The 24,508-nt window shown below is 35.6% G+C and carries 27 protein-coding genes and 1 pseudogene; 7 read left to right on the forward strand and 21 right to left on the reverse strand.

The features are described from left to right. Nucleotides 1–163: 163 nt before the first annotated feature. A complete protein-coding gene (locus BCER98_RS10645; RefSeq protein WP_041809801.1) occupies nt 164–1,228 on the forward strand; it encodes a CotS family spore coat protein in 1,065 nt (354 codons plus the stop codon). 360 nt (nt 1,229–1,588) lie between these two features. Here the strand turns inward: BCER98_RS10645 and BCER98_RS10650 are convergent, their stop codons facing one another. From BCER98_RS10650 to BCER98_RS10665, 4 genes are all read right to left on the reverse strand, one after another. Continuing rightward, entirely contained in the window at nt 1,589–2,836 is a 1,248-nt protein-coding gene (locus BCER98_RS10650) for a DUF1015 domain-containing protein (RefSeq protein WP_012094541.1), read from the reverse strand. 13 nt (nt 2,837–2,849) lie between these two features. Further along, nucleotides 2,850–4,022 carry a phosphoglycerate dehydrogenase gene (locus BCER98_RS10655; protein WP_012094542.1) on the reverse strand — a complete coding sequence of 391 codons (1,173 nt, stop codon included), beginning with the start codon at nt 4,020–4,022 and terminating at the stop codon, nt 2,850–2,852. A gap of 12 nt (nt 4,023–4,034) precedes the next feature. Continuing rightward, nucleotides 4,035–5,117: a 3-phosphoserine/phosphohydroxythreonine transaminase gene (gene serC / locus BCER98_RS10660; RefSeq protein ID WP_012094543.1), complete on the reverse strand. Its 1,083-nt coding sequence runs from the start codon at nt 5,115–5,117 to the stop codon at nt 4,035–4,037. A gap of 206 nt (nt 5,118–5,323) precedes the next feature. Next, nucleotides 5,324–5,515 (reverse strand): DUF378 domain-containing protein, encoded by a 192-nt coding sequence (locus tag BCER98_RS10665; protein WP_012094544.1) that lies wholly within the window; start codon nt 5,513–5,515, stop codon nt 5,324–5,326. A gap of 400 nt (nt 5,516–5,915) precedes the next feature. On the opposite strand from BCER98_RS10665, the gene BCER98_RS10670 reads away from it, so the two are divergent. Together BCER98_RS10670 and BCER98_RS10675 are read left to right on the forward strand one after the other, a co-directional pair. After that, complete coding sequence (locus tag BCER98_RS10670; protein ID WP_012094545.1) at nt 5,916–6,572, forward strand: F0F1 ATP synthase subunit alpha; 657 nt, start codon at nt 5,916–5,918, stop codon at nt 6,570–6,572. Nucleotides 6,573–7,038: 466 nt separating this feature from the next. Next, nucleotides 7,039–8,067: a CamS family sex pheromone protein gene (locus BCER98_RS10675; RefSeq protein WP_012094546.1), complete on the forward strand. Its 1,029-nt coding sequence runs from the start codon at nt 7,039–7,041 to the stop codon at nt 8,065–8,067. Between the two features lie 279 nt (nt 8,068–8,346). Here the strand turns inward: BCER98_RS10675 and BCER98_RS21840 are convergent. The 14 genes and pseudogenes from BCER98_RS21840 to phaZ form a co-directional block, all read right to left on the reverse strand. After that, nucleotides 8,347–9,019: pseudogene (locus BCER98_RS21840) on the reverse strand (recombinase family protein). A 554-nt stretch (nt 9,020–9,573) separates the two neighbouring features. Continuing rightward, a complete protein-coding gene (locus BCER98_RS10685; protein WP_000154329.1) occupies nt 9,574–10,041 on the reverse strand; it encodes a DUF6985 domain-containing protein in 468 nt (155 codons plus the stop codon). 17 nt (nt 10,042–10,058) lie between these two features. Further along, on the reverse strand, nt 10,059–10,676 hold the full coding sequence (locus tag BCER98_RS10690; protein WP_109090162.1) for an HNH endonuclease: 618 nt from the start codon (nt 10,674–10,676) through the stop codon (nt 10,059–10,061). Nucleotides 10,677–11,194: 518 nt separating this feature from the next. Further along, entirely contained in the window at nt 11,195–11,680 is a 486-nt protein-coding gene (locus tag BCER98_RS10695; RefSeq protein WP_012094551.1) for an immunity protein YezG family protein, read from the reverse strand. Then, nucleotides 11,681–11,995 (reverse strand): DNA/RNA non-specific endonuclease, encoded by a 315-nt coding sequence (locus tag BCER98_RS23485; RefSeq protein ID WP_306464852.1) that lies wholly within the window; start codon nt 11,993–11,995, stop codon nt 11,681–11,683. It lies immediately after the preceding gene. Further along, a complete protein-coding gene (locus BCER98_RS10700; RefSeq protein WP_012094553.1) occupies nt 11,976–13,349 on the reverse strand; it encodes a DNA/RNA non-specific endonuclease in 1,374 nt (457 codons plus the stop codon). The genes BCER98_RS23485 and BCER98_RS10700 overlap by 20 nt, the downstream gene beginning before the upstream one ends. Before the next feature lie 31 nt (nt 13,350–13,380). Then, nucleotides 13,381–13,719 carry a hypothetical protein gene (locus BCER98_RS10705; RefSeq protein ID WP_012094554.1) on the reverse strand — a complete coding sequence of 113 codons (339 nt, stop codon included), beginning with the start codon at nt 13,717–13,719 and terminating at the stop codon, nt 13,381–13,383. After that, nucleotides 13,719–14,450 carry a DUF5081 family protein gene (locus tag BCER98_RS10710; RefSeq protein ID WP_012094555.1) on the reverse strand — a complete coding sequence of 244 codons (732 nt, stop codon included), beginning with the start codon at nt 14,448–14,450 and terminating at the stop codon, nt 13,719–13,721. Before BCER98_RS10710 ends, BCER98_RS10705 begins: the two co-directional genes overlap by 1 nt. A 23-nt stretch (nt 14,451–14,473) precedes the next feature. Continuing rightward, a complete protein-coding gene (locus tag BCER98_RS10715; RefSeq protein WP_012094556.1) occupies nt 14,474–14,779 on the reverse strand; it encodes a WXG100 family type VII secretion target in 306 nt (101 codons plus the stop codon). 40 nt (nt 14,780–14,819) lie between these two features. Beyond that, nucleotides 14,820–15,230: a hypothetical protein gene (locus tag BCER98_RS10720; protein WP_012094557.1), complete on the reverse strand. Its 411-nt coding sequence runs from the start codon at nt 15,228–15,230 to the stop codon at nt 14,820–14,822. Nucleotides 15,231–15,523: 293 nt separating this feature from the next. Next, a complete protein-coding gene (locus BCER98_RS10725; protein ID WP_012094558.1) occupies nt 15,524–15,724 on the reverse strand; it encodes an NETI motif-containing protein in 201 nt (66 codons plus the stop codon). Then, nucleotides 15,708–16,904, reverse strand: a complete 1,197-nt coding sequence (locus BCER98_RS10730) for an MFS transporter (RefSeq protein ID WP_012094559.1) — start codon at nt 16,902–16,904, stop codon at nt 15,708–15,710. Before BCER98_RS10730 ends, BCER98_RS10725 begins: the two co-directional genes overlap by 17 nt. Before the next feature lie 112 nt (nt 16,905–17,016). Beyond that, on the reverse strand, nt 17,017–17,265 hold the full coding sequence (locus BCER98_RS10735; protein WP_048724398.1) for a hypothetical protein: 249 nt from the start codon (nt 17,263–17,265) through the stop codon (nt 17,017–17,019). Nucleotides 17,266–17,329: 64 nt separating this feature from the next. Further along, a complete protein-coding gene (gene phaZ / locus BCER98_RS10740) occupies nt 17,330–18,247 on the reverse strand; it encodes an intracellular short-chain-length polyhydroxyalkanoate depolymerase (RefSeq protein WP_176371939.1) in 918 nt (305 codons plus the stop codon). A gap of 173 nt (nt 18,248–18,420) precedes the next feature. On the opposite strand from phaZ, the gene BCER98_RS10745 reads away from it, so the two are divergent. The 4 genes from BCER98_RS10745 (at nt 18,421) to BCER98_RS10760 (ending at nt 22,864) form a co-directional block, all read left to right on the forward strand. Further along, nucleotides 18,421–18,840, forward strand: a complete 420-nt coding sequence (locus BCER98_RS10745) for a MarR family winged helix-turn-helix transcriptional regulator (RefSeq protein WP_012094562.1) — start codon at nt 18,421–18,423, stop codon at nt 18,838–18,840. Nucleotides 18,841–18,856: 16 nt separating this feature from the next. Beyond that, the gene (locus BCER98_RS10750) at nt 18,857–20,056 is read left to right on the forward strand and encodes an MFS transporter (protein WP_012094563.1); all 1,200 of its coding nucleotides are present in this window, start codon (nt 18,857–18,859) and stop codon (nt 20,054–20,056) included. 100 nt (nt 20,057–20,156) lie between these two features. Continuing rightward, a complete protein-coding gene (locus tag BCER98_RS10755) occupies nt 20,157–21,419 on the forward strand; it encodes a serine hydrolase domain-containing protein (protein ID WP_012094564.1) in 1,263 nt (420 codons plus the stop codon). Between the two features lie 98 nt (nt 21,420–21,517). Next, on the forward strand, nt 21,518–22,864 hold the full coding sequence (locus BCER98_RS10760; protein ID WP_012094565.1) for a short-chain fatty acid transporter: 1,347 nt from the start codon (nt 21,518–21,520) through the stop codon (nt 22,862–22,864). Between the two features lie 146 nt (nt 22,865–23,010). On the opposite strand, the gene BCER98_RS10765 is transcribed toward BCER98_RS10760, so the two are convergent. The 3 genes from BCER98_RS10765 to BCER98_RS10780 all read right to left on the reverse strand — a co-directional run bounded on the left by BCER98_RS10765 (nt 23,011) and on the right by BCER98_RS10780 (nt 24,409). Beyond that, the gene (locus tag BCER98_RS10765) at nt 23,011–23,376 is read right to left on the reverse strand and encodes a hypothetical protein (protein ID WP_012094566.1); all 366 of its coding nucleotides are present in this window, start codon (nt 23,374–23,376) and stop codon (nt 23,011–23,013) included. A gap of 34 nt (nt 23,377–23,410) precedes the next feature. Continuing rightward, nucleotides 23,411–23,800 carry an SWIM zinc finger family protein gene (locus BCER98_RS10770; RefSeq protein ID WP_012094567.1) on the reverse strand — a complete coding sequence of 130 codons (390 nt, stop codon included), beginning with the start codon at nt 23,798–23,800 and terminating at the stop codon, nt 23,411–23,413. 348 nt (nt 23,801–24,148) lie between these two features. Beyond that, a complete protein-coding gene (locus BCER98_RS10780) occupies nt 24,149–24,409 on the reverse strand; it encodes a hypothetical protein (RefSeq protein ID WP_012094568.1) in 261 nt (86 codons plus the stop codon). Nucleotides 24,410–24,508: the final 99 nt, after the last annotated feature.

The following is a 24,508-nucleotide window of genomic DNA, read 5'->3' on the forward strand; positions in this document are numbered from 1 at the left end:
TTCAACATATGTTACGAACTTCGCCTTACGAATGTGAATTATTTAGATAAATTTCGATTTTTATAACCAAAATTAGGAAAAGCATTCCTTTTTTCTACTTAAAGGCAAACGGCTAGCACAAAAGTGGTCATGCACCATAAATTAGTAAGAGAGTATAAAAAGGATGGTGACATATTTGGAGAATTACAATCAGGAAGAGGGGGATACATTATCACCTGAGGAAGAACAAAAGTTAGTAGCGTTAGCTGAAACTATGATTAAACATTGGGATATTGATCCAACTACAATTGAGTTAATACAAGGTGGACAACTTGCACTAGTATGGAAAATTCATACTTCAAATGGAGCATTTTGCTTAAAAAGAATTCACCGCCCTGAAAAAAAAGCTTTATTTTCGATTCATGCTCAAGATTACCTTGCCAAAAAGGGCATGCATGTTCCAAGTATCATTCCAAATAAAAAGAATCAGCTTTATACAAAACACAGTCCATTTCTATTTGTTGTTTACGATTGGATTGAAGGAAGACCATTTGAATTGACAATGAAAGAAGACCTTGAAATGATTATGAAGGGATTAGCAGATTTTCATTTAGCGTCTATCGGCTACAAACCACCACCAGGGGTACCTATCTTTACAAAACTAGGACGTTGGCCAAATCATTATATTAAGAGATTTCAACAGATGGAAATTTGGAAAAATCTATCTGCAACATTAATTGATGATCCTTTTTCACAAATGTACTTGGAAGAAATTACCCCTTTTATTACAGAAGCGAAACACACCTATCAACGATTATTAGAATCTGAATATGGACAATGGACCGAACAATTACAATCAGCCCCGAACTTATGTCATCAAGATTACGGAACTGGAAACTCTTTACTAGCCCCGAACAATCAAATTTGGGTAATCGATTTAGATACAGTTTCTTATGATCTTCCGATTCGCGATTTACGGAAAATGATTATTCCATTATTAGATACAACCGGTGTTTGGAACGAAGATCAATTTCATATTATGATTAACGCGTATGAATCTGTCTCTCCGTTAACAGCCGAGCAAAAAAAAATCATGTTTATAGATATGCTATTTCCATATGAATTATATGATGTAATTCGTGAAAAATACGTTCGAAAAACACCATTACTTGCTGAAGAACTAGCTGGAGCTATGGAGTACGAACGAATCAAATCAAAAGCTTTAAATATATTATTAAAAGACTTCTAATTTTAAGAAATACTCTCCTTTAAATGAAATAGTATGAATAGAAATGTAACATAACTATCTTTCAAAACAAATAGAAGTAACCGTAATACAGTGAGACTTTAATCAGTGGGGGTTTTCTTCATCCCCCACTGATTATGAGCCCTCACCAATCCGGCTGTTACGGGCAGTCCTACTCCTACCTATCTTCCTGGCTATTCTTTGAACTTTGAGGCGGGAGTCTTACTGCCCTAAAATAGCGGGATAAAAATAGAGCAGCGAAGACACCCCTTAACAAAATGAAACTGTACCTCGAATCATAGACATGAAAAAAAGCCTATTATTCAGAGTACAGTTCTATATGATGAGTGAGTCTTCTCTACTCTATTCTAATGAATGTATAAAAAGCCCGCTACGAAGTTTCGGTTCAAACCATGTTGATTTTGGTGGCATCACTTCTCCAGCATCTGCGATTGCTAATAACTCTTCCATTGACGTTGGATATAATGAAAAGGCAACTTTATACGGGCCACTATCTACAAGGTGCTCGAGTTCTTCTAGTCCACGAATACCCCCAACAAAGTCAATGCGTGCATCTGTGCGCGGATCATGAATTTGCAATACTTTACTTAATACATAATCCTGTAAAATCGCGACATCTAGACGTTTCACAACATCTTGAGCGTCAAATATTTCTTCTTTCGCAGTTAACTGATACCATACTCGATTCATATACATGCCAAATGTATGTCGCTTATTTGGTTTCAGTGGCGATGTATGTGCTATTTCTACATAAAAAAATTGGGAAATTTGTTGTAAAAACTGCTCTTCGGTTAAGCCATTTAAATCTTTTACAACACGGTTATAATCCCAGATTGATAATTCCTCATGAGGGAATAACACCGATAAAAAGAAGTTGAACTCTTCATCTCCTGTATAATTGGGATGTTCCTCTCTACGCATGAGCCCTACTTGAACAGCGGATGCCGAGCGATGATGTCCATCCGCAATATATAAAGCAGGGATTTCTTCAAAAGATTGTATCAATGCAGCAATAGCATCGGCTTCTGCGATTTTCCATACTACATGCTCAACCCCATCATCTGCAGTAAATCGGTACACCGGTGCGTGATGTTCTTGCCAATCTACCAGTAATTTTGTGACCGATTCCTTTGCACGATATGTTAAAAAAATCGGTCCCGTGTTTGCATTACATGCATCTACATGACGAATGCGATCTTGTTCTTTATCATGACGAGTTCGTTCATGTTTTTTTATTGTATTATCCATATACTCATCAATGGATGTACAAACAACAAGCCCAGCTTGCCTTCTTCCTTGCATCGTCAACTGATAAATATAAAAACACGGCTCTTCATCTTGCATCAGTATCCCTTCTCGGATTAAACGCTGTAAATTTTCATTTGCCTTTTCATATACACTGTCATCGTATGGGGAAATCGATATTGATAAGTCAATCTCTGCCTTATCAATATGTAAAAACGAATATGGATTTCCCTTTACCACTTCTCTTGCTTCTGTACTATTTAATACATCATATGGTAAAGCTGCAACTTGCGCCGCCTTATTTTGCACCGGACGAATAGCCCGAAATGGTCGAATTGTCGCCATTTTCCTCTCCCCTTTATACAATCATTCGAACGGCTACAACACCTGTAATTCTCCTTATATTCTCAACAATATTTTCCTTCATTCTATCATCCATCCCATTATCAATATCAATCATTGTATATGCCCAAGAGTTTTTACTACGGTTAATCATATCCGCAATGTTAATATGATGCTCCGCTAAGCACCCTGTAATTTGTCCAACCATGTTCGGAACGTTTTGATGCATAATCGTAATCCGTTTTTTTCCAACATACGGAAGTTCTACATTCGGATAGTTAACTGAATTCCGAATATTTCCTGTTTCCAAATAATCTCGCAATTGGCACGCAGCCATAACAGCGCAATTTTCTTCTGATTCATATGTTGAAGCGCCAAGGTGTGGCGTTGCAACTACATTTTTCATCTTTATGACATTCTCATTTGGAAAGTCTGTCATATAATGATTGATCGTTTCTTCTTCTAAAGCCTTTTCTAAGGCCGTCTCATCAACAAGCTCTCCTCTTGAAAAATTGAATAAACGCACACCTTTTTTCATCATACGAACCGCATGTTCTCCAATGATTCCTCGCGTTTGCTCTGTAAGCGGAATATGTAATGTAATATAATCACAAGTCGCAAAAATTTCATCTAAGCTAAACGCTCTTTGCACATGTGTAGATAAACGCCATGCCGTTTCCACTGAAATATAAGGGTCATATCCGACAACATCCATTCCTAAAGATAGCGCATCATTCGCAACAAGTGCACCGATTGCACCAAGACCAATCACTCCTAATCGTTTTCCGGCGATTTCCGATCCAACAAACTGTTTTTTTCCTGCTTCGACAAGCTGAGGAATCTCTTTTCCCTCTAATCCCTTTGTCCAACTAACTCCATTTATAATATTTCGAGAAGACAGAATGAAACTTGCCAGTATCAATTCTTTTACTGCATTCGCATTTGCACCCGGTGTATTAAATACAACAATCCCTTTTTCTGTGCATCGATCTATAGGAATATTATTTACACCCGCTCCGGCTCTTGCAATTGCCTTTAAGTTCTTTGAAAGCTCTTCTTGATGTAAAGAATAACTGCGAAGTAAAATTCCATCAGGATGCTCTATCCTTTGTCCGATGTTATATCGTTCTGCTGCAAAAACTTGTAAACCTTTTTCGGCAATTTGATTCAATGTTTGAATATGAAACATATCCTCATCCCCCTATCTATTCTCTAACTCAAAGGTCTTCATATACGCTACTAATTTTTTCACCCCTTCTATCGGCATTGCATTATAAATACTTGCACGCATACCACCAACAGAACGATGCCCTTTTAATGTTACAAGTCCCATTTCTTTTGCTTTTTGTAAAAATTGTTCATTCAATTTTTCCGATGGTGTTGTAAAAGGAATATTCATAAGGGAACGATATTTCGGATCAACTGGTGAGGTAAATAATTGTGATTCATCCAAAAATTGATACAGAAGTGCTGCTTTCTTTCTATTTTGTTGTTCCATTACAGATACCCCGCCCTGTTCTTTTAACCATTCTAACACGAGCTTTGTCACATAAATACTAAAGGACGGCGGTGTATTATATAAAGAATTATTTTTACTATAAGTTTCATAGTTTAACATAACTGGACAAAAAGCCTTTGCTTTCCCCACTAGCTCCTTTTTCACAATTACAATGGTTAATCCAGCAGGTCCTAGATTTTTTTGTGCTCCTGCATAAATCACTCCGAACTGATTCACATCATATTCTTCCGATAAAATATTAGAAGACATATCAGCGACAAGCGGAATAGTTGCAACTTGTGGTATTTCTGTATACTTTGTTCCTTCAATTGTATTATTCGTTGTAATATGTAGATAGTCTAAGTTTGAAGGAATCATAGAAGCACTTATATAAGGAATTGTCGTAAAATTATCTTCCTCTGAAGAAGCCACAATAACAGCCTCGCCGACTTTTTTCGCCTCTTGCAATGCCTTTTTAGCCCATGTTCCTGTTAATACATATCCAGCTCTTTTATGCTTATTCATTACATTCAGTGGAACCATTGAAAATTGCAAAGATGCTCCCCCTTGTAAAAATAAAACATCATATGAATCTGGAATATACATTAATTCTCGAAGCAGACTACTTGTTTCTTCGATAATCTCTTGAAAATATGAAGATCGGTGACTCATTTCCATTATAGACATGCCTGTCCCATTATAATTTAAAAGCTCCGCTTGCACTTTTTCTAACACTGGCAAAGGGAGCATTGACGGCCCCGCTGAAAAATTATACCCCCGCTCCATCACCTAGATGACCTCCTACTTCCTTACATTCGATATTATTAAAACTTTCTGAATTATAACCCGTATCGAATATTCAGTCAATTCATTTTGCTTAATTATAACTTAAGACGTATTGGAATCGTTTACAGATGCAGAAGATTTTATAAACATGCAAAAAGAGTGTTAGGCTATTCCTTCTACCTAACACTCTAGTTATATAAAAATTGCTAACTATTCGTAAAGAACCGGTCATAAATTTGATAAAGAGCAGAAAGACCAAATAACCAATAAATTGTATCAACAAGGGCTGGCATAGAGCCAAACCAATTCTCAATTACATTATAATCCAAAGCCACACCTAGCCAATTTAAACCGCCTAAAATCACCAAAACCGCTGTAAGGTAAGACAAAAATTTCATTATGATTGCCCCCTAGGTGATAAAATGGTGAAAGGCCTTTCACTAAAATATATGTAAAAAATTACAAAACTTTCTTATTTTTTATTAAATTTATTTTGAGTAAAAACATGTAGGATATTTACTCATAATCGTACTAAAAAGACCATATAGATACGCTGTTAGCCTAAAAAGTAGTCCTCTTTACATCTTGCAAATTTAAAGCTCACCTCTATATTGACAAAGTACAATGAATCATCAAAAGGAGCTGCATCCTCTCGTTTGTAACAATTTATTTTGACCTTCAAATTTAGTGATATAAAAAAATATAGTTGATATTTCTTTTTGTTGTAACTATAATGATTACAGGTTGGTGAAAATACATAACCACCTTCACATACAACACGAATAGAGAGGTTATAAAATGAATATTAAAAAAGTGATTTTAGCTAGTGCATTAGGACTTACAACACTTGCAGGTGTAAATGTATCAAGTTTAGAAATTCCAAAAGCTAGTGCAGCTTCTGTTGAATTGGATACAATTCAAGGGCAAATTGTCGACGTAGTAGATGGTACAATTTATATTCAGTCTAAAGAATATAATGACCATATGGATTATATGATTCAAATTATACTGGACAACCCGACTCATACATTTAAAGTAGGTGATACAGTAAAAGCAACTGGTACACTATGGAGAAATATGGCTACATATATGAGAGCAAACGCAGTGGAAAAAGTGAACAAAGATGATTCATTCACTCCAGGAATTCATTACGATCAACAAGGCACACCAGCATATATAATTGGTACAATTACAAAACACTATAACTTCCTTTATGATATAAATAAATCACAAGATTTTGTAGTAGTTACATACCCAAACAAGGAAGGAAAACCTTTGACAGTACATGTTTCCTTAACATCGAATAATAAATTTAACGTTGGCGATACAGTAAAAGTAAAAAACATCATGGAATGGTTCAGAAGTGATCAGTTTGAAACGGACGAAGTAAATATGGAAAAAATCAATGAAACGAAAACATCAAATGTACAGGATGACCGCTGGATTTGGTCTTAATTTCAACTCTTTAGAACTATAAAAACCAATAAATCCCGCAACGATTCTTTTTGTTCTTAAAATTGACAAAACATCTCCAAGTCTATAATACTGACACATGATATAATATCATTGCCAGGTCATATGTTCCCTTAACTGAAAAATCTTTGTAAAACCCTGTTCCCTTTACAGGGTTTTTTCTTTCTCCTTACTTAACTTATAAAGATCGTTTTCGTCATTCCGAGTGACTATACCTTTAACTTTAATGATTTTGTTACCATGTTTTATATGTATATACTTCATGTATCTCCTCCCCTGCCTCCTCTATGTCATTTTAAAATGATGATATGATTCTTACTACTTCATTTATACAACCTCAAATATTCACATCAGCTTTACGAAATAATATTTGTTTTTTCTAATCCTTTCATTAAGATTTTAGTTTATAATATAGAAAGTGTTACATTTTTGAAGGTGGTTATAAAATATGCAGAAAAGATTTTTACCAATACTATTAGTCTCTTTGAGCTTATCAATAGGCGGATGTAGTATAAGTACAAAAAAAGAAGAGGTAGTAACTGAAAAGCATCAAGAAAAAAAAATCATTCCAAAGTATAATGTTTCTGACAATTACTTCAAAACTGTTATTCCTTTGAATGAACAGATTTTAGGCGGAGAAATCAACCAGGCTACGAATTCCAAGTTAGATGTAACTGCCTTTGAAGAAGGTTTATTTCATATTGCATCGAAACAATTCAATAGAGAAACTCATTATCTACAAAGAGGGGAATTTATTTCTCAAAAAAAGATACATGAATTACTTAAAAAGCAAGAAGTTCCATATGTATCTAACATTATAGAGCATGATTATTTTACAAGAAAAGATGCAGGAGAATTAAGTTTAGCAGGCATCATAATAGGTTTAGCTATGACTGCTGATCATTCAAATGAGGAGGCTATGACCAAAGCAACCGAAATGTCAAATCATGTTTTACAGCTTATTCATAGTAATAAAAATTTCAAAAATGTTCCTATCACATTTGCTGTATTCAAACAAGAACCAACAACATCTATAAAACCAGGTGTGTTTATTTCTAGTACAACCGTACAACAAAATGAAAAAAATATATCACAATGGACTAGTATGCACGAACAAAAGTTTATTTATCCTTCTGATGAGTTTCAAAAAGCACATGATACCGATAAGAAAAAATTAGATGAATTTAAGGATGCCATAAGTGAATTCTATAAAAAAGATTATTATCCTGTTAAAGCTGTTGTAACTTATAATAATGAGAAATTAGATACGCTCACTTTAGATACTGTAATTAAATTTAATGGTAAATCAGAATTACTTGCTTATACACAAGTCGTTTCTGAAAGTATGTTAGAAAAGTTACCTAAAGATGCTAAAATTCAAGTTACAATAAAATCCGAACAACAAGATGAAGCTGTTATAGTGAAAGAAAAAAATAAAGAAAAACCGTTTGTTTATTTTTTTGAAGCTAAAAAATAAGTGGTCATTATTCTACTAATGAACTGTACCCCGAATCATGGACACTTAAAAAAGTCCATGATTCGTTTTTTTTGTGTATGTTTATAAGCAAACCTCGTTATAATGAATACAACGATATAAGTGCGGTACAAAACATGAGTAAAATGATTTTTCATGATCAACAACGGAAACAACTAGAAAAGAATGAAAATGTGGTAAAAATATCAGAACGTTCGATTCGCTATTGCTCAGATCTTAAAGTATGTATAGTAAAATGAGCGATTTTTTTAAGTACGACTGTTATATAATTGCCGGATGTTTCCCATTTGTTTGTATTTGCCCGTATGTATACACCCCTCGATAAAAGTTCTCTCTATTTAACATGCGTTTCACTTGTACTTTCGTAAACCGCTTCCCTTTCTCTGTACGATAGCCTTCCCTATTCAGTCGTTCTGCCAATTGAGCTAACGACCAGTGCCTACAAAAGCGTCTTAATTCAAATAGTCTGCGTACAATAATTGCTTTATTAGCATCTACTTCTAACACTTTCTGTCCCTTCTTTACTCTATAACCAAACATCACACCGCCCCCCTGCATATCCACCGTGTTCCACTTTCTTCTTTCTGCCTCTACTTAGCTTTCATGCAATCTCAAGACGTTGATATTGATCTAATAGCTCTAACATACCATTTACTAAAAAGTCATTTGGATCATATGTGTAAATATTATAGCTTGATTGTTCAATTGCCTTCACATCTACTTCATGTTTCTTTAGTTCTCGTTGTATCAATACTTTCGCCATATCCGACAATAGCTCTTGTAGTTCATCACGTTCAACTGTTAATCCCTCTTCATCAACAGTCGCTCCGCTTAATCCTCTATCTTCATACACACGAAGTAGTTCTAAATTATTTTCGTTACAGTAACGTTCAATCTCTTCTACTTGATACGCTAAACTATACCCATCATAAATCCCCTCCCGTTACAGTAATTTGAGTCCCTGTAACGTTTACCCGTATTTTGCGGATAACGTGTTCGTAACGTAAATCCGTTAAAACGTACTTTACGATGACTTCAAAAAATAATACAACCCTTAAATTGTTTAGTCGTTTTTTCTCTAATAGTGTCATACACTGTACAAAGCCATTACAGTCTATAAAATTTAACACTTAATACACTTATAAAATTATGCGTATACCAACTTATTTCTATGCTAAAACACAAAAAAAGCACTCGTTGCCTTTAATTGACAATCAAGTGCTTTAAATTCATATGTTTTTAAGTAGCAGAAATTTGTATGTTTTGTAGTAACAGTATGACACCTTTTATATATCATGACAACTACTACGTTAAAACTTACGAGTTTGTACGAGTTCGTTAGTTTTATGTACATTCCATGTCTTTATATTCGTCGCACAGTAAAATGTCATCTCGCCTAAGCTCGTACTTTATTTTCTATTCTATCATTGCACACAGTACTCCATGACGGTACAACCATCATAAGTCTTTACTTTTTAACAGCCTGTTTTAAATTGCAACATCCTGATAACCTACTTCAATTATTTTTTCATTTAATAGACGAAGCCCTAATCCATTTTCTATATCCCATGTACAGTTAAATGTAATTCCAATATCTCGCCCTTCAAAAATATCCGCATATGGAACAACAATTCCATCTAAAGTTATCATTTCTAGTATTTGATCAGGTGTTTCAATTAATGGATAATTTTCATTTAATCCAATATCATAACCTAGTTCATGTCGCTTTTGTTTGTAATAGTCTAATATTGATTGCAATAAACTTGGCTGTAAATCCTCCCAATTCTGCATTAATGCTTGATATGCCATATACTGCTCTTCATCAAACTCCCCATCTTCTTCACCATCTATCATCAAAGATATCTCAGATTCTTTTCCAAAAAAACGAATAATGGTATCCTTAGTCCAACCATACTCATACTCAAGTTCACCAAAAATCGGATCGTTTATAGTCATTTTAAAATCTCCTCTTTTTATTTATTAGCAAACCCTCCAGGTTTAAAAGCTCCTGCGTTTATTTCCCCTACACCACCAAAGTGTTCGAATTCACTATTTATTTTTGTTGGCACGAGTTGCATTGTTTTAACATCATTTAATTCATGCCATGTTAATTTATTTTTTTCTCGATATTTTTTTATATCTCTTGCACTGATTTTACCAGATTCCATCCCAAATTGACTTGCTAATTCAGGTGAACCATTAATCTGGTCAGCTAATTTTTGGTCTGATTGAACAAAATTAGCTCGTCTGGCTTTCCCTCCATAAGTTCCTTTTCCTCCAAGCATATAGTTGATTTCAACTTGTGCCTTTGCAGTTGGTGAAAAGTCAGGAACTGCATTTTTATATTGAATACCCTCAATCCCAACTTCATCTAAAATTTGTTTTAATTGACGGTCTGGTGGTGGCTTAAGTATGCACTTAGATTCACCCCGTATTCCCTCAAATTCAACCTTTGGATTCTCTAATGCAGGTGTCTGATTAAGCCTTGCCTCATAAGAACTAGCAAAATCAGTTTGTCTAAAAGCAGGTGGAACTTCAGCCTCTCTATTACCTGTACCCTTAGCAAGTTGATAAGCGTCATCCTTAGCTATCGTACTTGCCTTTGAAAACTTTCCAGCTACTTCTCCAACAGTTGAAGATTCTATATAAGGAAGCTTCACTCCTATTCCAGTATCCACCATCCTAACTGCTACTGAAATAGGAGTATTTTTCATAGCATCTAGTGCATTCTTTAAAGTCTTATTTTCCTTAAGCGATTGTACCACATTATTTCTACGCTAAAACAAAAAAAGCACTTGTTGCCTCAAGTAGTCAATCAAGCGCTTTAAGTTCATTTGTTTTTAAGCAGCATAAATTTGTAAGTTTTGTAGTAACAGTATGACACCTTTTATACGTCATAACAACTACTACGTTAAAACTTACGAGTTTGTACGAGTTCGTTAATTTAATATACATTCCATGTGTTTATATTCATCGCCCAGTAAAATGTCATCTCGCCTAAGCTCGTACTTCTTTTTCTATTCTATCATTGCACATAATACTCTATGATGGTACAACCATCATGGAGTATGTATTTTCAAACACCTTATATCTATAACCCTAGTAGAGATCATTTTTGTGTATTAATATATTCTCTAATTAATTTCACATCACTTTCTCTTTTTTCATCAGGGAAAATACCCAAATTCTTATACTTCCATATAATTAATCTCTCATAATGATTATAATTATTTTCTTCCTCTAATATAGTATAATCAAACTCAATATCAAACTTACCAGTAGAATATAACTCAAATGTTAAATTAGTCCAAGGTTCCTGCTTATTTCTTTTAAATTCTTCCCATAATTCTCTAAAGATGCTGTCAAGATTATTTAATTGATGATCAATCTCATCTTCATCAATTCCTTCCATATCTTCAATATCTAAACTGTATATTGGTTCCTGCTTATTTTTTGGATAGTAGAAAAATACCGTCGAATCACTATATTCATCAACTTCTGAATATACCATTACTTTTTCCCATGGTTCTGGAATAATATTGTTTAACTGTATAGCTACTTTTTGATAAATACTTTCCAAGTTCTCTGTATTCATTTACTTTCCTCCATATACATTTTTCAAACTGGCTTTAAATTTTTCTCCATCAATTCTATATTTTATGTTAAAGCTAACAGGCCTTACAGAATTCCCTTCATATACAGGTCTAATATCAACTATAACTTTCCGCTCATCTCTTAAAGCTTTTGCCCAAGCAGATTCCAATTTTTTATAAGCACTTACATTAACATTACCATTCATTGCAACTATATTATCAATTAGTGGAGATCCATTAAATTGCGTACCGATTAAATGTCCACCATGATCTCCTTGAGTACTAGGAGCTTTAACTCTATTTTCCCCCCCCAGCAGCTAACTGATGCTTACTATTACGTTCTCCCATCTCTAACGTTAATTCTCCAGAAGCTCTCTCAATTCTTCCTAGTTCATCCGTTTGATACAGATATCCATTCGTTTCATATTTCACATTAGGTTTCAATTTAAATTCATCTAAAAAGTGACTACCATCTTTAACTACATCATCAGCAGCCTTACTAGTGTTACCCGTACCCTTAACTCCCGAACCACCATTCCCCTTCGCAAGTTGATAAGCATCCTCTTTAGCGGTTGCTCGCACTCTTGCAAAGTTTTCTGCTATTTCTCCAACAGTTGCATGTTCTATATGAGGAATTTTTATTCCCATTCCAGTGTCTGCTGACCTGATTGCTACGGGGACCTTCGTTTTTTTCCATGTATGTAATGCACTCTTTAACGTCTCATTCTCCTTTAACGATTGTACCACATTTTTCCCCATATTTGGATGGAAGTCAGCGATTCCCTCTTTCCATTTTGTGAGTTTTGCCAGGGATCCAAGGTCGAGTGTTCCTTTGAATGCTTTTGTTGCTGAACCGAGTCCTGGGACAAGGTCAAGTGCTCCGAAGAAGCCAGCTTCTACTTGTTCTTCTTTGCTTAGTTTTCGGCGCGTTCCCCAATCCTCCCCTTCGATGGCACTTTTTACTTGTAGACCACCGTATACCACTGAAGCTGCGATTCCGAGCGGCGGACAGAAGATTGTCGTGATGATGAGTGCTCCGCTGATTGCTACATCACGCCATGCTTCTAATTTTTTCTGTTCGTCTTCTATAGAGGTATACTCGAATCCTCGCATAGATGGGACTAGTTGACGATATTCTTTGTAGTTTAGTTTCGCATCTGGATTTTGCTTTTTGACTTCTTTATACTGCGCGCGAAGTACGTGATCAAAGGCCAGTGAATCTTTGAAAATATCATCTACTGTTATTTTTTCTTTTTTTGTCGTAATGGTTTGCGGAACCCCGTATGCATGGCTACTTGGTAATGTTGTTGTCGTTGTGGCACCCACTCGATTTTCTGTTTGAAAGTCTCGAATGGATATGTCTCTCATTGTTTGAGCAAATTCATCCATCTTTTTATAGAACGGTTCATCTATATGTTCATATACAATCTGTCCCGCTTTATCACAATAGTTTTGCAGCGTTGTATAATCCTCAAGTAATGTATTTATTTTCTTTTCTTGTTTTCTATGATAGAAATCAATACATCTATCTGAATCTAAGTCTTGTATTCTCTCTTGTATATCCTCTAAAAGTTCATCTGCTTGCCGTAAGTTCGTGATTGCATCTTTTGTAATCTCATTGATCCCATCTTTCATTTGTTGCCAATGCTTTGACCTATAATGCACATCCATCTCTTTTCCATCCCCTACTTCCGTATCCAGATTATTCAAGAACTTCTAATATTTTTTGTAATTCCTCGTCTTTTTTTATCATTTCTTCAAGTGTATAGTTCACAACCATTGCAGCTTGTTTATAGTTATCCGCCAATTCCATTGTTTTTTCTAATATGTCTTTATAATGATCGGTAACTTTTGTTGCCTCGCCTTTTTGATAGAAATGGGACTGTGCTAGTTTATTAATACTTTGCTGTACACCATTCGCATACAAATTATAAATTGTTTCAAGGCGCATCGCGATTGTAACCATTTCAGAAAAATTTACTAATACTTCTGAATTACCACCTGCTCCTCCTGTACTTCCACCACCCATAGATACTTCCATTAACGCATTCCTCCTAATGAGAATTGTCTTGGATCAATTAACTTTTTATACGGCATTTTCAAGCTGTCGTATAACTTCTTGTTCACAGCATATAGACTCGCCCACTCATACTGCTTACGTTCGATATCAATTTGAATGAAATTTTCTCCCTCCGTAAAGTACAAGAAGCATTCCCATTTTCCCTTGTTGCCTAGTCGCCAATCCCGCGGACGAGAAAATGTTTCAACAGCCAATACATCTTTTTTGGACAAATCCATTTCTTCAAAGAACCGCTGCTTTTCTTCTGTCATTTTATTCGTTAAAAAAGTATGCTCTATTTCTCTCGGTTCTCGCATTAAAAATGGGACACGTTGTAATAACGAAAAATAGACATCGCGCTTCGCTATGTAATCAATTTCGTATTCCTCATTTTGTTTTCGTTCCGTCAATACGGCTACTCTATCTTGATCTTGCGGCAGAAATCCGATTAAAAGGTTATTAAACCGCGTGTACTCGTTACTTTCTTGATACGCTTTTAATAATTCAATGAGTTGGAAGGCCGCTGGTGTGAGACCATTCTCCTCTGTAATGAATCTCTTCGCTTTCAACTTTTCTGTCGCTGTTGTTACACAATCTGGATCTGCTAAAGTAAGTTTTTCGCGCTCTGGTAAACCAAATAAATATGTAATGCCAGCGGCGCCAGCTAATACATAAAGTTCACCAGGGGTAAAACTTTCAATTGTATGTACCATTCCCTCATTCCCCCAGTTCTATTTTACAGTTTCTTTATCTCTTTAACTTCAGGATGATTTGTAAAGGATTGAATGTGTTCATCAAGCTCTTTTAATGCTTTCGTATGTCCTTCAAGTGCTTCTGCCATTTTTGTATTAAATTGAATTAATAATTCTAAATAGCTTAAAAAAGCATTACGTGTTTTTCCATTCCAATGTGAACTTATGACGTATGCTTGTAATTCCCTTGCTTGCTGGAGTGAATCTTTTACTCCTTGTTCAATTTGCTCAGCATAAGAAAGAGCATTTAACGCTTCACTTCCATAAATTTCAATTTCTTTACTGTACATTTCTATCCCCCCATCGTACTCCATACTTCTTTATCTTCGCTTATTTTCCGATTAAATTTTTCAGCGCATTAGCCGCTGCTTCAGCTTCAGCTTTATTTTCCGCATCTGCTTTTGCTTTATATTCCTCCCACTTGTAATACGCTTTATTTTTAGCAGACGTAACGTCTCCTAGCATTTGACGAAAATAGTTGACCATCTCGGTTAATTCCGAATCTTTCTTGTGCCGAGCCGCTTCAAATTCACGGGCAGGAATTTTATCTTGTGGCAATCCATGACTGCTTTCCTCGTAACTACGCTTTGCTGATTCCGCTTCCTCGATTAAAGTTCTCAGTTTACTTTCTTTCGCTTTTAAATATCCATGTAGTTTATCGTAATTATCCCGCTTTCTTTCACTATCTGTATATGAAATATGAAGAAAGTTACCAATGGAATCTATCAAATGCTCCCCCATGTTTTTCCTCCTTTATAAAATGATTGTCTTTTCGATATTTTACATATAGTCCATCTTGTAATTATTTTCGAAATTTTTCTTATATAAGTAATTTCATATGGATATTCTATCAAAAAATAATAGCTATTTCACCATCTATTAAAATAGAATGCTTGTATTGTGTTCCGTTCTGCTAAATGGAATGCAAGAGTCATCCTTATAAATGAGGTGATAACGAAAAAAATCGAAGTGATCTCTCACTTCGAAAAAAAACTGGACTTGTAAAGTTTTATACACTTCCACAATCCTTCTCTTTATTTCAACTTTCCCTCAAATACAATTCTTCTTCCGCATGGTTCTACAACTATTTTCCCATCTTTCTTTACTTCATGAAAGATCGGTTCTTCCATGCGGCGTGATGGCGCATATCCTTCTTGTTCCATACGCGCTAAACAGTCTGTAATTGTTTCATTTTCTTGTACTTCAAATTTCTTCTTTTTAGGTTGTTTTGTCATGTCCTAACCTACTTTCTATTTTTCTTGATGCAAATTGATTTTTCATATATGCGATATATAAAAGTGCAATGACTGCCATTATCAGCATAACGGCTATAAAAAAGCTTGTATACTGTATTCTTTCAATAAATACGCCTCCTAATACAGGTCCTAAAATACTTCCTATACTAAAGGAAATTCCCGATAATATATTCCCAGCGGGCAGCAAATGTCTCGGTAATAAATCCGTCATAAATCCAAGCCCTAATGAGAAACACGAGCCAATTACCATCCCAACTAGAAGCATACACCCAAATACAATCCAATAATACTCATCAAATAGAGCCGCAATTAAGAAAATGATTGTACTCACACTGAAGGTCCACGTTAAAATTCGATCTCTTCCATATTTATCACTTAATATACCAAGTGGTATTTGTGTAATAATCCCTCCGACTGCAAATGCAGGTAATAAGAACGATACATCGGATACAGACCATCCTTTTCGAAGTGCATATACTGGTAAGTTGCTATTTAGCATGGCTTCTAACACGCCGTATGCTAATGGGCCTATTAATGCAATCCATGCGAAAAGAATGACTTGTTTATAACGTGAGAAAGATGTCCCACCATCCTTTCCATTTTCTTCTTGTATTGGAAATGCATTTTTTGTCGGAAGCAATAGTAACCACCCGATTAAACAAAGAATTGTTGATACAATAAATGGCGTTGCGAGTCCATATTGGACAGTGCTAGCTAAATACGGACCTACTGCAAATCCAATCCCGAAAAAGACTCCATATATAGACACTTGTTTTCCGATTTTATTTCGATCCGCAGTTGTCGTAATCCATGTTTGCGTTCCAACATGAAGCATATGATCTCCTACCCCAACGAAAAAACGAAGAATAAACCAGGCCCAAAATGAAAATATTTGGGTAAAAAAGAATAATGAAATAATAACGAGAAATCCACCTATTACAATCACCGGTTTCATTCCAAATCGTTGCATTGGTTTTTCAAGCCATGGTGAAATAAATAAAATTCCGATATATAATGCGGTTGCATGAAGGCCATTAAAACTAGAACGAATTCCCTCTTGTTCAAAAATCATTGCGATAGCTGGCAATAACATCCCTTGTGACAAACCAGAAATTGCAACAATCCCCACCATAATCCAAAATGTAAAGCGCATTGACATTCTCTTCCCTCCCCCTTTTCATACTCACCAAAGCTTATTATAAACTGTTTTCACAACAACGTGTACAAATCGAACAAGAAAAAAGAAGCAAGAAGATGTCTCTTCTCACTTCTTACCCATCCCACACTTTTGCCTTTATAATATGAGGAAAATGTTTATAAAAAGGACTTGTATATACTACCGAACCGTATAGAACAGGATATGCTGGAACAAATGAAGGAACGTAACTTGACAAATATGGGAAGAACGGTGGTTCAACCACTTGCATATACGTCGGATGAATCAGCACTTTTTTATACGAATGCCCATCATAAGGAGATTGAAATATAAGAGAAGGTTCATGCATTCTAAACGGGATCATATTTTTATTCCTCCTTTGATACAAATACTACAGTATATGTATCATTTGTATCTTCTGGAAGAACTTATTTACCATTTAACCAATTTGTTACGTGCTGAATATATTCATCTAAGCAATCAATGAATGGGGAATGCCCACAATCTTTTAATATCGTTAACTTTGCATGAGGAAGATGTTTCGCCAATTCTTCTCCCACCACTTGCGGAACAACATAATCTCGATCCCCTTGCAAGACAAGCGTTGGTACCTGTACATGATGAATATGCCCATTTCCTGGTACTACTCCATTATGCTCATCTGAAATATTAAACGTAATTAAAGCATAGTTAACATCAACGAAATTACGCTGCGTTAACATATCATCTAAATATTTGTCATAGCGCTCTGGATCTGGTTGATTATGTGTATAAATTAACATATTCCATAACGTTCGGTAGTAGAGCTTGTTCATCTTTTTTATTGCCTCTAAAACAGGCACAATTTGAACAGGGTCTTGCGCGATTTCTTCTTTCGTTTTTAATAATGTAGATACGATTGGTTGCCCATTCACATCTTTTTTAAAGATTGGATATCCTTTCATGCCAACAGATTCTACTAAAATAAGGTTCTTAACCAGCTCTTTATGGGAAGCTACAAATTCCATTGCAACTCCTCCTCCCATCGACCAACCCATCAATGAAAACTCTTTTAATTGTAGTTCATTAATCCATAACTTCACATCATCTGCAAAATCTCGTAAAGAATCAATTGGTCTATGATATGTGGATTGTCCGAATCCCCTCAAATCAATCGCATAAATATGATATTGATTCTGCAATTGTTCTATAACTAAATCCCAATGCTGCGAGGATGTCATATTTCCGTGAATGAGTACAAGTATTTCTTTATTTTGCCTTCCGACATCTTGGTATGCGATTGTTTCCCCATTGGGTAACGAGACAAACTCCATTGTTGCAGACTTAGGCATCACAAGTTCCCCCATTCATTTTTAATAGAAAGAAAATTCCAACTTAAACTTAGAATAACATGTAGAATATATGTTCTCAATATAAAATCTATACAAAAATTTTACATAAAACAACATGTCCATCACTAGACAATTTTGACAAAAAAGTATATAGTTAGCTAGGTAACTAATTTGAAAGGATTAAATAAATGGACGAAAAACAGCACTTTTTTCATGTTGTCAGTCAAACATCTCGTAAGTTTACGAAGAAATTTAATGAACGTGTATCATCTACAGGTTTATTTAGTGCGCAGTGGGCTGTCATTTTCCGTATTCATCAAACAGGCCCTTGCACACAAAGTGAACTGTGTCAATACTTAAATGTTGAATCTCCAACAATGACTCGTACATTAACACGTATGGAATCTATGGGCTGGATTATTCGAACGGAGGGAAAAGATCGCCGAGAAAAGCTTATTTCCTTATCAGAAACTGCACTGGAGATGATTCCAGTATGGCAACAAGAAGTTGCTGCTTTCGAAGAAAAAGCACTGCAGAATATTAGTAAAGAAGAGATGCAACGAACATTTCAAGTATTACAAACGATTATTCAAAATCTAAATCATTAAAATTGGAGGGATGATTATGCAGAGTAAAAGACTTTGGACGAAGGACTTCCTTGGAACTTGTTTCAGTAGTCTATTTATCTTTTTAACATTTTACATGCTTATGACCACTTTACCGGTCTATGTCATTGATGGTCTGAAAGGAAAACCAGAAGAAATCGGTTTAGTCGCAACCGTTTTCCTGATTTCTTCTGTACTATGTCGCCCCTTTACAGGAAAATGGCTTGATGATTTAGGAAGAAAGAAAATATTATTTATTTCTCTTTCTCTATTTTTAGCCGCTACCGTTATGTACTTTGGTGTACAAAGTTTCTTTTTATTGCTTGCCCTTCGCTTTCTACATGGAATTGGATTCGGGATGGCAACGACAGCAACAGGTACGATCGTAACAGATGTTGCACCACCGCATCGTCGTGGTGAAGCACTTGCCTATTTCGGTGTATTTATGAGCCTGCCGATGGTAATCGGTCCTTTTTTAGGTTTAACAATTATTGCGCACTTCTCATTTACTGTTTTATTTATGATTAGCTCTATATTTTCATTATTTGCATTTTTACTTGGTTTACTCGTAAAGATTCCACATGAACAACCAGTAAAGAAACAAGATCACGAAAAAATGAAATGGAAAGATCTCATCGAACCATCATCGATTCCGATTGCTCTAACAGGTTTTATTCTAGCATTTTCATATAGTGGTATTTTATCCTTTATTCCCATTTACGCCAAAGAGCTTGGTTTAGAAGAAATGGCAAGTTACTTCTTTATTTTATACGCGCTTGTTGTTGTACTATCTCGTCCATTTACTGGAAAGATGTTTGACCGTTTTGGTGAGAATATGCTTGTGTATCCTTCTATTATTATTTTCACAGTTGGAATGTTTATCTTAAGTCAAGCACAAACATCATTTTGGTTCCTTGGTGCAGGCATATTAATCGGTTTAGGGTACGGAACACTGATTCCAAGTTTCCAAACCATCGCCGTTTCATCTGCTCCAAATCATCGCCGCGGTTCTGCAACAGCTACGTATTTTTCATTCTTTGACAGCGGTATTGGGATTGGTTCTTCCGTTTTAGGTATTATAGCTGCAAGATCAAGTTATCATAATATGTATTTCATCGCTGCGATTGTCGTTGCCTTTACATTGCTTATTTATTACGTTTTACATGGTAGAAAACAGAAATTCAAAAGACAACGTACAGACGGACAAATGTCTGCTTAACATTCATAAGGAAAGTAAACTTCTCTGTTTACTTTCCTTATTTTGTATTTCACAAATAACAAGCGTATACTTATAATAGAAATGATAAGGAGGTACATCCATGAATGTAAAAAAATCTCCCCTCTTATTGCTTATTCTCACACTGTTATTTATCATAACAGGACTTGGATTTGCTTTTTTTAAACACAACAAAATAACGCCTTCTAAAGATACGGTAACAAAAGAAAATTGGTTACAAGACCCATACTTACGTTGGTCCTATACAAATATGAAAGAATTGGCCCTTATTCATGAAGTACATAATGACCCAAACAACGTTACGCACTTCCCTATCGCACTACAAAATTTAGATCGTTTCTCTATAAAACAAGAAATTGGGCGAGATATTCCTTTAAAAAAATTATTAGATGAAAATAAAACCGATGCATTTGTCGTTGTGCATAATGGAAAGCTTGTTTACGAACGCTATTTCAATGGATACAATCCAAATACCCCACACGGAATGGCATCTTTAGCGAAAGTATTTACCGGTGCACTCATCCAATCTTTTATTGAAGAAAAGCGCATCGATGCAAACCAGACTGCCGAAACATATGTGAAAGAATTGCAAGGCACCCCATTTGGAAAAGCGACAATTCAGCAGTTAATGGACATGCAAGTGTCTGTTGAATATCCTACGCATGGATTCAGACAGCCCGGGCTAGAAAACCAAGATGCACAATTGTATTTAGCTAGCAATATGCTGCCGCGCCACTCAAATTATGATGGTCCGATGAATATTTATGATTTGTTACGCGAGGCAAAAGAGACTGCCCCGCCCGGAACTACTTTTTCTTATAATAATGGATCTACTGAAACACTCGCATGGATTATACGAACAATCACTGGCAAGACTTTAGCTGAAAATGTAAGTGAACGTATTTGGTCAAAAATTGGTATGGAGCAAAATGCTTATTATGTTACCGATGAAACTGGAATTGAACAAGCAAGTGCTGGTTTAAATGCAACGGCAAGAGATATGGCAAAGTTTGGGGAATTGCTGTTACATAATGGACAATATCATGGTATGCAAGTTCTCTCCTCTTCTATTTCAGAAAATATCAAAAGCGTACGTAAAGGTGAATTAGCAATTGAGCAAGGGACATCCATTTCGTATCATAATCAATGGTGGATTCCTCATAACGAACATGGTGCCTTCGAGGTGCTTGGAAGCTATGGGCAACGCCTTTATATCGATCCAAAAACAAATATGGTCATTGTCCATTTTTCATCTAATGCTGCCCCAAGCAGTGATGTACATACAACATATTCCGATATGTATGTAGATATCGCTAAACATTTAGAAAAGCTTTCACATGAGTGAGAGCTTTTCTTTTTAAATATCTGAATTTTCAGTTTAATAAAGGTTATTGTACTCCATGTAGCGAATAGTTACAAAAAATATGAAGGAGGTTGATGAACTTGTTTCGCTCTTTTACAAATGGCTGCGTCGCTCTTGTGCAACGCTTTTTACCAGAACCGTTTATTTTATCCTGTTTGTTAACTGTTTTTGTCATTTTCTTTGGCATGTTTGCTACAGAGCAATCCCTCATTCAAATGATTGCTCATTGGGGTGATGGCATTTGGGGGCTATTATCCTTCGCGATGCAAATGGCCCTTGTACTTGTTACCGGCTCCGCTTTAGCAAATGCCCCGCTAATTCGGAAAGGTTTGATGAAAGCGGCTCAGTTACCAAGAACAAGCGGGCAAGGTATTATCGCTATCTCTATCGTTAGTTTGTTAGGAGCCTACATAAATTGGGGGTTTGGCATTGTTGTCTCCGTTTTATATGCTAAAGAAGTTGCCAAGCATATAAAAGAATTAGACTATCGTCTTGCAATCGCTTCCTCTTACTCTGGATTTCTCATCTGGCATGCTGGACTTTCTGCCTCTATTCCACTAACATTAGCGTCCGGAGGGGAGACGTTAATAAAAACAACGGCTGGTAGCCTAAAAGAAGCAATTCCCATTACCGAAACATTATTTTCACCATATGCTCTTGTTCCTATCATTGTCTTTTTTATTACAATGCCACTTATCAATAGAGCAATGCATCCAGATGCGAATCATACTGTTACTGTTGCTCCAAATGTATTTCATGAAGAAGCAGCCGCTCAAGAAACAGAAGTTCGTACTTTTGCTGAGAAAATGGAAAACAGTATTTGGATTACGATTTGTATCGGTCTTTTAGGAATCATTTATATGATCCATTACTTTAGTACAAAAGGCTTTAATCTCACGCTCGATATCGTGATTTTTATATTATTAATCGCCGGCCTTATTTTTCATCGTACACCTATTCAATATATTCGTGCCTTTTCCGAATCAACAAAAAGCGCTTCCGGCATTTTATTACAGTTCCCGTTTTATGCTGGCATTATGGGAATGATGATGGGTGCAAATAGCGAAGGACTTTCACTTGGCGGAGCTATTTCAAATTTCTTTATTCAAATCTCTAACGAAACAACCTTCCCATTATTCACATTTTTAAGTGCAGGAATTGTCAATATCTTCGTTCCATCCGGAGGGGGGCAGTGGGCCGTACAAGCTCCGATTATGATTCCAGCTGGTGCAGAGCTCGGTGTTCCCGCTGCGAAAACGGCGATGGCCATCGCTTGGGGAGACGCTTGGACAAATTTAATCCAGCCATTTTGGGCATTACCAGCTTTAGCAATTGCAGGATTAGGTGCTCGCGATATGATGGGATTTTGTGTGATTCATTTACTCTACGCAGGAGCCATCATCGGTTTATGCTTACTTTTCATTTAAATGATCATACCAAAAAGCTAGTTTTTATACTAGCTTTTCTTCTTTCATTTCTATTTTTCTTAATACACGAGCTAGATAAAAAGTTGAAATTGTTAAGATAAACCATATCCAAAATACATTATATGGTGAAGTGCAATAGACATTAATCACTCATATGATACTTCATTTTCTACACAAGCAATCACTCTTCTCCATTGCACAATAGATAGTTGTAACGGTTCATATTTCAACACATTGGTTAAAGCACTTTCTATATATGCCGGATTTTCACTTAAAAAATCCCAACAGAGTACTTTTGGGAGATAATACGCTTGAAATGTTTCACTTTCTTTTATAAGCTGATCAACCTCCCGCTCACAAATTCCTCTTGCTAAATAATCGGTCCTTAATTCCTGATATACGTTTTGAGAATGCTCGCGATACTGTTTCAGTTGGAGCAAACACATTATATATGTGCGAAATACATCATCTTGCCGCTCACAACATTCCATAATTCTTTCCACTTCACTCATCGTTACTCACTTCCCTTACATCCCCAAAGTAAAATTAAAAATTCTCTTTCTGTAATATATTTTCTACAATCTTTACATTTTTAGAGTTCTTTAATAGTCTTTGTATAACTTTTATCAATTCTTCTTTCTCTAATGTTTGTAGCTTTTCTCTCATCACCTCTTCTCCAATACTTTGAATTTCATATACAACTGCTGCCATATGCTTACAATAGTTTTCATAAGGACACTCACAACTACTGCTTATAAAGTCTTCAAGATGAATCACTACCTCATAATCTCCGTAGTTCCCTCTTACAAGTGCAAATACTTTATCATTATGTACTTCTACATCTTCTACATATCCCTCTTCATAATATTCACACCCTCTATTAATAATGTGCTTAGGAATCCATTTTTTCATCTCGTTTATTAAAAAAGCGTACATAGAACTGTCCTTCCTTCCTTAAATTCCCTTTTGACTTCATTTTATATCATGTGGTATTCTATTACATGTCAAGTAGCAAGCCTATAAGACAACACAACTGACACCTAATCGGCAAAGGTGTCTCTTTTCATGTTTAGCCGAATGAATGGCCTCTTTCAAGGCATATTCAACTTTTAATACTACACACTCAACACCATTCCCTTGTATCAGGCTGCTTTCGCAGTCTTTTACTCTACATATCGTCATAATTTTCGAATAATTAATAGCATAAAGTGAAATTTTAATCAGTGGGGGTTCCTTCATCCCCACTGATTATGAGCCCTCAAATAGCAGGATAAAAAAGAGAGGCTAGCTCCCTTTTCGCGCCTTATAATAAACACCTTTTTCACTATGATGGCATTCATCATTGGCTAAAGTAATTTTCCCATCTAGTTTTAACTCATCTAATAGTCTTGATAAATAAAATTGGTGTAACATTTTTTTTGTAAATTTCCCCTCATGATTCGATTCGATATAGTCTTGAATATCTGCCAATGATATCGCTTTATCCTGTTCCATCATATATTCATATACTGCATTACGCAGTTTTACGTACTTTTCAAGTTTCACCGTATATTTGCAGCCCCTTTCTTCTTATTCTCTTATGATTGAATGTTTTTTTATAATAAAAAAACCTCTTCGATAAGAAGAAGTTACGTTTCATCTCTT

This window comes from Bacillus cytotoxicus NVH 391-98 (genome assembly GCF_000017425.1).
Classification (GTDB): domain Bacteria; phylum Bacillota; class Bacilli; order Bacillales; family Bacillaceae_G; genus Bacillus_A; species Bacillus_A cytotoxicus.